General features: G+C 41.5%; 10 protein-coding genes and 1 riboswitch. Of the genes, 6 read left to right on the plus strand and 4 right to left on the minus strand.

The genetic code is table 11. From position 1 onward, the window contains the following. Window positions 1–21: 21 nt before the first annotated feature. Entirely contained in the window at window positions 22–264 is a 243-nt protein-coding gene (locus CYJ36_RS00650; protein ID WP_101563829.1) for a hypothetical protein, read from the plus strand. A 246-nt stretch (window positions 265–510) separates the two neighbouring features. Next, a complete protein-coding gene (locus CYJ36_RS00655) occupies window positions 511–1,398 on the plus strand; it encodes an MBL fold metallo-hydrolase (protein ID WP_101563831.1) in 888 nt (295 codons plus the stop codon). Here the strand turns inward: CYJ36_RS00655 and CYJ36_RS00660 are convergent. Next, on the minus strand, window positions 1,395–2,072 hold the full coding sequence (locus CYJ36_RS00660; protein ID WP_101563833.1) for a DUF421 domain-containing protein: 678 nt from the start codon (window positions 2,070–2,072) through the stop codon (window positions 1,395–1,397). The two genes, CYJ36_RS00655 and CYJ36_RS00660, sit on opposite strands and share 4 nt — an antisense overlap. Window positions 2,073–2,359: 287 nt before the next feature. On the opposite strand from CYJ36_RS00660, the gene CYJ36_RS23950 reads away from it, so the two are divergent. Beyond that, window positions 2,360–2,659 carry a hypothetical protein gene (locus tag CYJ36_RS23950; protein WP_219621050.1) on the plus strand — a complete coding sequence of 100 codons (300 nt, stop codon included), beginning with the start codon at window positions 2,360–2,362 and terminating at the stop codon, window positions 2,657–2,659. Between the two features lie 7 nt (window positions 2,660–2,666). Here CYJ36_RS23950 and CYJ36_RS00670 read toward each other — a convergent pair whose 3' ends face one another. The 3 genes from CYJ36_RS00670 to CYJ36_RS00680 all read right to left on the minus strand — a co-directional run bounded on the left by CYJ36_RS00670 (window position 2,667) and on the right by CYJ36_RS00680 (window position 4,411). After that, the gene (locus CYJ36_RS00670) at window positions 2,667–3,095 is read right to left on the minus strand and encodes a GNAT family N-acetyltransferase (protein WP_101563837.1); all 429 of its coding nucleotides are present in this window, start codon (window positions 3,093–3,095) and stop codon (window positions 2,667–2,669) included. Beyond that, a complete protein-coding gene (locus CYJ36_RS00675; protein WP_101563839.1) occupies window positions 3,096–3,617 on the minus strand; it encodes a YjcG family protein in 522 nt (173 codons plus the stop codon). It lies immediately after the preceding gene. Window positions 3,618–3,688: 71 nt separating this feature from the next. Further along, complete coding sequence (locus CYJ36_RS00680) at window positions 3,689–4,411, minus strand: alpha/beta hydrolase (RefSeq protein WP_101563842.1); 723 nt, start codon at window positions 4,409–4,411, stop codon at window positions 3,689–3,691. Window positions 4,412–4,633: 222 nt separating this feature from the next. Here CYJ36_RS00680 and CYJ36_RS00685 point away from each other — a divergent pair, with 222 nt between their 5' ends. From CYJ36_RS00685 to metC, 3 genes are all read left to right on the plus strand, one after another. Next, window positions 4,634–5,527, plus strand: coding sequence for a DMT family transporter (locus tag CYJ36_RS00685; RefSeq protein ID WP_101563844.1), 894 nt, complete (start codon window positions 4,634–4,636; stop codon window positions 5,525–5,527). A gap of 70 nt (window positions 5,528–5,597) precedes the next feature. Further along, window positions 5,598–5,725: riboswitch (SAM riboswitch) on the plus strand. A 125-nt stretch (window positions 5,726–5,850) separates the two neighbouring features. Further along, a complete protein-coding gene (locus CYJ36_RS00690; RefSeq protein ID WP_101563845.1) occupies window positions 5,851–6,975 on the plus strand; it encodes a methionine biosynthesis PLP-dependent protein in 1,125 nt (374 codons plus the stop codon). After that, on the plus strand, window positions 6,962–8,146 hold the full coding sequence (gene metC, locus CYJ36_RS00695; RefSeq protein ID WP_101563846.1) for a cystathionine beta-lyase: 1,185 nt from the start codon (window positions 6,962–6,964) through the stop codon (window positions 8,144–8,146). Before CYJ36_RS00690 ends, metC begins: the two co-directional genes overlap by 14 nt. The last annotated feature ends 984 nt before the right edge of the window (window positions 8,147–9,130 follow it).

The raw sequence follows: 9,130 nt of genomic DNA on the forward strand, positions 1-9,130 counted from the left end.
CTACTAACAGGGGTGATATAGATGAGTTACGTAGCACCAGTTCAGTTAGATCAGTATGTGCAGTATGCCAATCGGACGGTCAGGCACAAGCAGGATTATGCAGAATTAACAAGTGTCGCGCGAATTGAACTTAACACCAAATCGTTAGAGGAAGAAAAGAAATTTTCTCACATGCTGGAAAAGGTAAAACGCAGCAAGCTGAATCAGGAACTTTATATGAAAAAAATGACTGGAAATGGCCAGCTTTTTAATGAATCTATTTAATGATAGGCTCTTTTCGTAAAGTTGTTGCTTTTGGAAAAAATGGTTAAAACCTTTAGTGGATTGCAGCGGAAAAGCACTTGACTCCTGCGGGAAATAGAAAGGAATGGGAGACCCCACAGGCATAGCCCGATGAGAGGCTCCCATCCCTCACAGCGGAAAGCAAGTGCCTGCAGTGAAAATCCACGGGTACAATTAATAACCAATAACAACAATCGATGCGAAAACAGCCTAAAAAAGAGGTATCTCATGAAATTTATAAAATTAACGGAACAATGCTTCTATTTTCAAGCTGCCGTCAATATCGGCTATATCAAGAGCGGGAGACATGGGATGCTCATTGATGCCGGCCTTGATCAGCAAGCAGCAAAAAAAGTAAGTAAGCAATTAACCGAACACGACTGTCCTTTGACCCATTTATTCATCACCCATGCTCATGCCGATCATTATGGAGGGGCAGCATTTATTCAAGAAAAACATGATGTACATACATTTGCAGCAAAAGAAGAAGCAGCCATTCTTAGGAACCCAATATTGGAACCGCTATACTTATTCCAAGGCAACAAACCCTTACCTGAGCTGCGCAATAAATTTCTAGAAGGGACACCTATTTCCATCAATGAAGAGGTGAAGGAAGGGATTTATCAATGTGGTGATGTTTCGTTTGAATGCATTGCATTTCCAGGTCACAGTCTCATGCAGCTTGGCGTAAAGGCAGATGGAATTTTATTTGCTGCTGACTCGTACTTTGGAATGGAGCAGCTTAGAAAGCATAAAATTCCTTATATCATCGATGCTGATGATACGATAATTTCACTTGAGAAACTATTGACTATTGATTGTAAGGGAGCAGTGCCCGGACATGGAATCTATGAAGAGACATTCCAAGAAACTGTGAGTCAAAATGTAAAATATCATCAGCATGTTCTCTCGGTTCTTTCCCAAATCATTTCTGAAGGACCTATAAGTCAAGAAAAATTAGTTCAAAAAATTTGCCGGCATTTTGACGTAAATCCCCAAACATTGTCCTCATGGCTTTTGTTCAGAACAGCCATTACTGCTTATGTAACCAAGCTTATTAAGGAAAAGAAAGCTCAAATCACAATTGAGGATGCTTCTCTATATTTTAAATGTTAATTCAATTTTTGCAGAAAAAGCCCGTACCCTTCAAGCCACTCAGCATATAAGACATCTTTGTAGCTCTTTATATTGTGTTTTCTAAGTTCTTGCTGCAGCCATTCCTCTGATAAACCTGCTTCACGAACGTTATCTAATAAAACCTCACCGTCAAGAATCATCGAAAAAGGCAGAATAGCGTGTTCCGGATTAAATTGAAAATCACTTCGGGTTGGTGCTTCAAACATTGGTTTTTTTAGGATATTAACTGTACCATCAGTTTCTAATATGGCAAATGCTACCTCCCTGAGTGAAAAGGCGCCTTTTGCTCTGACAAGATGCTGAAGCTGATTTAGATCCAGCTTGCTTTTTCTCAGACTTTCACGGACTATCTTTCCCTGATGAATGATAATCGTTGGTCTGCCTTCTAAAAATCCTCGTGTTCCTTTCCATTTTTGCGTAATGATTTCTATGATGAAAATTAAGCTTCCCCACACAGATATAGCAAACAGAATTTTGAGGATGCCTGTATCATCATCAAATACAGCATTTCCCACGAGCTCTCCAAGTACTAGTGCAGAAATAAAATCAAAGGTCGTAATTTGTGTGATTTGTGTTTTCCCTAAAATCCGTGTTAAAAAAAATAAACCGAAAAATCCAATGACTAAATCGATGCCAGTATGTACAAATTCCATATAAACGTCACCCGTCTCATAATAGATACTTCTAGCATGTGCAGGTTTGGCAGGAATTATAGCGAAAAGAGAAGGGAGAGAATGATATATGAATATGCGCCCTAGAATTTCGTTGCCAATAACAAAAATGGAAAGAATATTTCAAAGCCTCTCGTTTGTGTTATTTAATCGTTGTGATCTTTATTGGGTCAGTTTGGAGCAAAATTCCCAATACAATACCGATTCATTTTAATGTCTAGGGAGAACCAGATGGATGGGGAAGGAAAGGAAACATTTGGTTATTGCCTGTGCTTAGTACATGTCTTCTTGTCATGTTATTCTTTTTGTCAAAGGTTCCTCATCTCTATAATTATCCAATGGAAATAACGGAAAAAAATGCAGAAGAAATGTATAGGTCAGCAAGGAAATTGCTTGCTGTAATCAGTTTTGAAGTTAGTTTCTTTTTAGGAATCGCATCCTGGGGTACCGTACGATCTGCCTTAGGGAAGGATGGACCTGGGTGGTGGTATGTTCCGTTGATCATCGCTTTATTCAGCACCATCTTATTCTATCTGTATAAGATGACGAAAATAAAAAGCAGCTATTAGCTGCTTTTTATTTCATTTCTTTTACCATAGTCACATGCGGAATACCGGCATCTAAAAATGTTTCTTTAGAAATGGTCGAATAGCCGAGCTTTGTATAAAATGGTTCTGCATGTGTTTGTGCGTTCAGCTTTAAGGTTTGCATCTCCTTTGACGCTGCAATTTCTTCAAGCTTTTCCATAATAATTTTACCTGCACCTTTTGATCGGTAATCAGGAAGGACACAAATGCGCTCTATTTTGCCGATGCCGTTCAGGATTCGGAAACGCCCGGCACCTACAGGCTTATCTCCGTCATACAAGACAACATGCGATGCTTCTCTTTCAAATTGATCAATTTCCTCTTCTTCAGGAACTTGCTGCTCTTCTACAAAAACTTTCGTGCGGACATCATATGCGTCCTGCAATTCTTCATCTGACTTTACAATTCTTGCGATCACTTAAAAACCTTCCTTTCCAAGCAGAAATGTTTCATATACGGTCCATGAGCCATTTTCAAGCTGATAAAGCAAATGGAAGCGGTCAATGGTTTCTTCATGCTGAAAGTCTGTCATTTTTAAGCTGCCAAGAACGTCTGAATGTTCATCATCCGATAGCTTTTGGCCAATTGTAATATGCGGCACAAATGCATATTCAGGTTCGATATCTGAAAAATATTCGTCATGGAGAGCTTCGTACAGCTTCATAATTTCCTCTGTTGGCTCAACTTTAAGATAAATGACATTATTCACTGGCGAAAAGGAACTGAACTTTTGTATGGAGATGGTTACCGGCTGCATCCGCTGCGCGATTTGACGAAGCTCTCTTGAAATGTCCCTAACTTGTTCATCCGTCGCTTCAAAAGGCTGTTTCAGCGTTAAATGAGGCGGAATCAAGGCATAATTGGGATCATAGCGCTTTCGATAAGAGTTAGCTGAATCCTGTAATTTTTTTGATGGAAAAATGGCAATTCCGTACTTCATAAGTGTTCCCTCCCATGTATAAAAATGTATTCATAGTATATCAAATTTCATTATTGAAGCATATAAGCCAATCAGAACATTGCTTTTAAGATCTTTTTTAAAGATGGCTGCCAAAATGTCCATTTGTGATCACCTTCAAATTCTTCATACACTGATGGAATTCCTTTTTTGGAAATAGCTTCTTTCAGTTCGCGGTTCGGATTGATGAAATTTTTCACTTCACCATCCGTCGTCTTTACTTCCGTTTCTTCAGTGCCGATTTGATGATAAACCGTTAAAAGGGCTGGCGAGGAAAATTCATCCACCATTTTCAGGACTTTTTCATCTGCATATGGTGATTGCATAATAACCTTGCCGAACGTATTCGGATAAGTCATTGCTGTCATGAAGGATACCGTACCTGCAAGTGAATCCCCAATTAAAGCACGTCCAGCTCCCATTTGGTAGGTTGGAAATTCCTTATCCAAATAGGGAACGACCTCATGAGCTAAAAATCGGATGTATGCTTTTTGCTTCGGTCCATCGGGATGATACTTATCACGGCGATCATGTACATCGCGATATGGAATGCCGACAATAATCACATTTTCAATTTCTCTTTCACTTAAAAGTTCTTCAGTCTGTCTTGAAATACGCCCAAGTCTGAAGTAATCCTGTCCATCCTGTGCAATGATCAGGCTGTACTTATAAAGTGGCGAGTAGTTCTTCGGCAAATAAATAAGGAGCGTTACTTCTTCTTCTAATTCCTTCGAATAAAGCAGCGTCTCTTTTACAATTCCTGCTTTCGCTGTCATCACAATTACCCCCAAAGATGATGGACGCTGTCACATCCACTAAAATGAATAAAAACGCTTCCATCCATTTTATCATGAAATGTGACAAAATTCTTGCATCACATATTATGCATGATTCAGTTTAGCTTTTTAACTGCTCCTGAAGCGGTATATTCCCATGCCAGACCTCATATTCCTTTTTAGAAGACAAGCCTAAAATTAAGCGATTGGAAGTGTGGGTCAATGAGGGTATCAATCAAAATGATCGCAAGTATCTATGCAGCTATCTCCATTTCCTTCTGGGGGATTTCCTTTGTTTCCACTAAAGCCGTGCTGGCTCAGCTTGATCCATTTACCTTGCTCTCAATCAGATTTGGAATTGCTTCTGTCTTTTTATTTTTCCTGCTGCTCATCCTCCGGCAAAATGTAAAAATGAAAATTCTTCACCTGCCACACGTATTCATCTTGGCAACACTGGGGATTTTTGTCCATCAGGTCGTACAGGCAGCCGCGCTTCAATCCATTCAGGCATCACAAGCCGGCTGGATTATTTCTTTTTCCCCTATTTTTACAGCCATCTTGGCATCTCTTTTTTTGAAAGAAGCATTTACCTTATTTAAGGCGATTGGAATGACAATGGCTATTGCAGGCGTTCTATTGATTACTTCTTATGGGCAGGGGGGATCTTTGACGTTTCATGCAAACATTGGATATCTTCTCATGATTTTAAGCACATTGAACTGGGCTGTCTATTCCATTCTTATAAAAAAATTAAGAATTCCCTATCCTGCTTTAACGGTCACTTTTTATACAAGCTTTATCGGATTTTTGATGACAGTGCCTTTCTTTTTAAGAAATAACGGATGGATAAAGATTGCAGCCCTTTCAAATGATACCTGGGCACACTTGCTGTTTCTCGGTATTTTTGTCTCTGCCATTGCCTACTGGTTTTGGGGCAAGGCCCTCGAAGTGATGGAGGCGACAAGAGTATCCTCTTTTTTATATTTCGAACCCCTGGCAACAGTGGCTGCAGCTGCTCTTTTATTGAATGAACCGGTTTTAATAGCAAGTGCAGCAGGGGGATTGCTGATTATAGCTGGTGTGATGATCGTGAATCGCAATAAGCCATTTTTTTAGAAAACCCCTTGCAAATTATATGAGAATGAGATAAGGTTATAAAAACAATTCAAAAAGTTCATACTATTTATTCTTATCCAGAGAGATGGAGGGTTCTGGCCCTGTGAAATCTCAGCAACCGGAAAAGAATGGGGCATATCCTATTCGAACCAAGGTGCTAAATCCAGCAAGCGTACTATGATGCTTGGGAGATAAGGAGAAGCCAGCTTACGATATCAACGTCTTCTTCTTAATGAGGAAGACGTTTTTTATTTTTTTAAAGGCATTTTAAAAGAGTCTTCATGAAAACAGCTTTTTGAAAAAACAATAGGACGGTGTTGGAAATGACAGAACGCATTGAAACAATCTTGGCGCAAATAGGCAATCGAAGTGAGAATACAACGGGAACAGTAAATCCACCCGTCTATTTTTCTACAGCATACCGGCATAATGGAATTGGGGAATCAACTGGATTTGATTACATCCGTACAGGGAATCCAACTCGTGCCATCCTTGAAAAAGCGATAGCTGAACTTGAACACGGAGACCAGGGCTATGCCTTCAGTTCAGGCATGGCAGCTATCCAAACCATTATGGCGCTGTTTAAAAGCGGAGATGAGCTGATTGTCTCTTCTGATTTATATGGCGGAACCTATCGGTTATTTGAAAAAGAGTGGCGGAAATACGGGCTAGTTTTTCATTATGCAGATTTTAAAGACGAGGACTGTACGCAGAAGCTGATCAATGAACGCACAAAGGCTATTTTTCTGGAAACACCGACAAATCCTTTGATGCAGGAAACAGAGGTCAGCGATATTGCCAAAATAGCACGTGAAAATAATGTATTGCTGATTGTCGATAACACATTTTACACACCAATCCTGCAAACGCCGATAGTGGATGGAGCGGATATCGTGATCCATAGTGCCACCAAATATTTAGGCGGCCACAATGATGTACTGGCAGGCTTGGTAGTGGCAAAGGGAAAAGAGCTTTGTGAAGAACTCGCTCAGCATCACAACGCGATTGGAGGAGTGCTCGCTCCTTTTGATTCATGGCTGCTGATTCGCGGAATGAAAACATTGGCTTTGCGGATGAAACAGCATGAGTCCAATGCTCGAAAGCTCGCATCATTTCTTGAAAAGCAGACAGAGGTGTCAGATGTTCTTTATCCGGGCAAAGGAGGAATGCTGTCATTCCGATTGCAGAAGGAAGACTGGGTGAATCCGTTTCTGAAAGCCCTGCAGACGATTACATTTGCTGAAAGCTTAGGCGGAGTGGAAAGCTTTATCACATATCCGGCAACACAGACACATATGGATATTCCTGAAGAGATACGCACGAAGAATGGTGTTTGCAACCGATTATTGCGCTTTTCAGTAGGAATTGAATATGCCGGCGATTTGGAGAAAGACCTTACACAGGCATTTGAGCTAATGAAGGAGGCTGACAAAGTTGAGCAACGATGATTGGAAGTTCGAAACGAAACTGCTTCACAATCGTCAAAAGGTGCAAAAAGAAACGGGAGCGGTGAGCGTTCCAATCCATCATTCCTCTACTTTTCACCAATTTGACTTCGATGATTACGGAAAATTTGATTACAGCAGATCCGGAAACCCAACACGAGAGGCATTGGAAGAAACGATCGCCGAGCTCGAAGGCGGCACAAAAGGCTTTGCCTTTGCATCTGGAATGGCTGCAATCTCAACCTGTTTTCTGCTGCTCTCCAAGGGAGATCACGTCTTAATCACGGAAGACGTATACGGTGGAACGTACCGTATCATTACTGATGTATTGAGCCGATTCGGCATAGAATACAGCTTTGTCGACATGACCGATTTGCATGAAGTAGCATCTCACATCAAAGAGAATACGAAAGTGATTTATGTTGAGACTCCATCAAATCCGCTTTTGAAAATTACCGACATACAGGGTATTACGAAGCTGGCAAAAGCGAATAACTGTTTAACGTTTTTGGATAATACGTTCTTAACTCCGGTCTTGCAGCGACCGCTTGAGCTTGGAGTCGATATCGTGCTTCACAGCGCTACGAAGTTTTTGGCTGGACACAGCGATGTCCTGGCCGGTCTTGCTGTTGTGAAAGGTGATGAGCTCGCGGCCCAAGTTCAAAAGCTGCAAAATGCATTTGGTGCGGTACTCGGCGTACAAGACAGCTGGCTTGTCCTGCGGGGAATCAAGACATTGAACGTCAGACTTCAGCAGTCTTCAGCGTCCGCACGCAAACTCGCAGACTACTTATCTAAACATAAGGCCGTACGCAACGTTTATTACCCAGGTTTAACATTTCATCCTGGCCATTCCATTCAGCGATATCAAGCAGACGGACCAGGTGCTGTGCTATCATTCACATTAGCTGACGAAGACGCCGTCCGCACACTTGTAAAAAACGTAGAATTGCCCGTCTTCGCAGTAAGCCTGGGAGCAGTAGAATCCATTCTATCGTATCCCGCAAGAATGTCCCACGCCGCTATGCCAAAAGAAGAGCGGGAACGCCGCGGAATCTCAGATGGACTATTGCGCATCAGCGTAGGCCTTGAGGATGCAGATGACTTGATCAAAGATTTTGAGCAGGCATTGGCGAAGCTGCCGGCTCATGCTAATAATATGTTGAGAGCTTGATAGATTGAGCGATTCCTTTGTGGGGGGTCGTTTTTTTTGTGGCTTTGGAAGTAATTGTCTGAACGGTCACAAATGAAGCTAAGCGGTCAGAAACAGGCTTGAACAGTCATAAATAAGGCCCGAGCGGTCAGAAACGATGCCTGAGCGGTCAAACCAATGAAACAAGTCTATCCCAGTCAAAGAAGGAGTGCTCTTTTGCTAGAAAAAGAGGTATTTGTGTTTGGAAGATGGCGATCAGCACTGAATAACAAATAGAAATCTGACAGAAATTGTCTGAACGGTCACAAACGAAGTCGAGCGGTCAGAAACAGGATTGAGCGGTCATAAATAAGGCCCGAGCGGTCAGAAACGATGCCTAAGCGGTCAAACCAATGAAACAAGTCTATCCCAGTCAAAGAAGGAGTGCTCTTTTGCTAGAAAAAGAGGTATTTGTGTTTGGAAGAAGGTGATCAGCACTGAATAACAAATAGAAATCTGACAGAAATTGTCTGAACGGTCACAAACCAGGTTGAGCGGTCAGAAAAAGGCTTGAACGGTCATAAATAAGGTCCGAGCGGTCAGAAACGATGCCTGAGCGGTCAAACCAATGAAACAAGTTTATCCCAGTCAAAGAAGGAGTGCTCTTTTGCTAGAAAAAGAGGTATTTGTGATTGGAAGATGGCGATCAGCACTGAATAACAAATAGAAATCTGACAGAAATTGTCTGAACGGTCACAAACGAAGTCGAGCGGTCAGAAACAGGATTGAACGGTCATAAATAAGGCCCGAGCGGTCAGAAACGATGCCTGAGCGGTCAAACCAATGAAACAAGTCTATCCCAGTCAAAGAAGGAGTGCTCTTTTGCTAGAAAAAGAGGTATTTGTGTTTGGAAGATAGTGTTCTGCAACGAATAACGAATGGAAGTCTGACAGTAATTGTCTGAACGGTCACAAACAAAGTCGAGCGGTCAGAAACGATGCCTGAGCGGTCAAACCAATGAAACAA

It is taken from the genome of Bacillus sp. UMB0893, from assembly GCF_002858905.1.
GTDB lineage: Bacteria > Bacillota > Bacilli > Bacillales > Bacillaceae > Bacillus_P.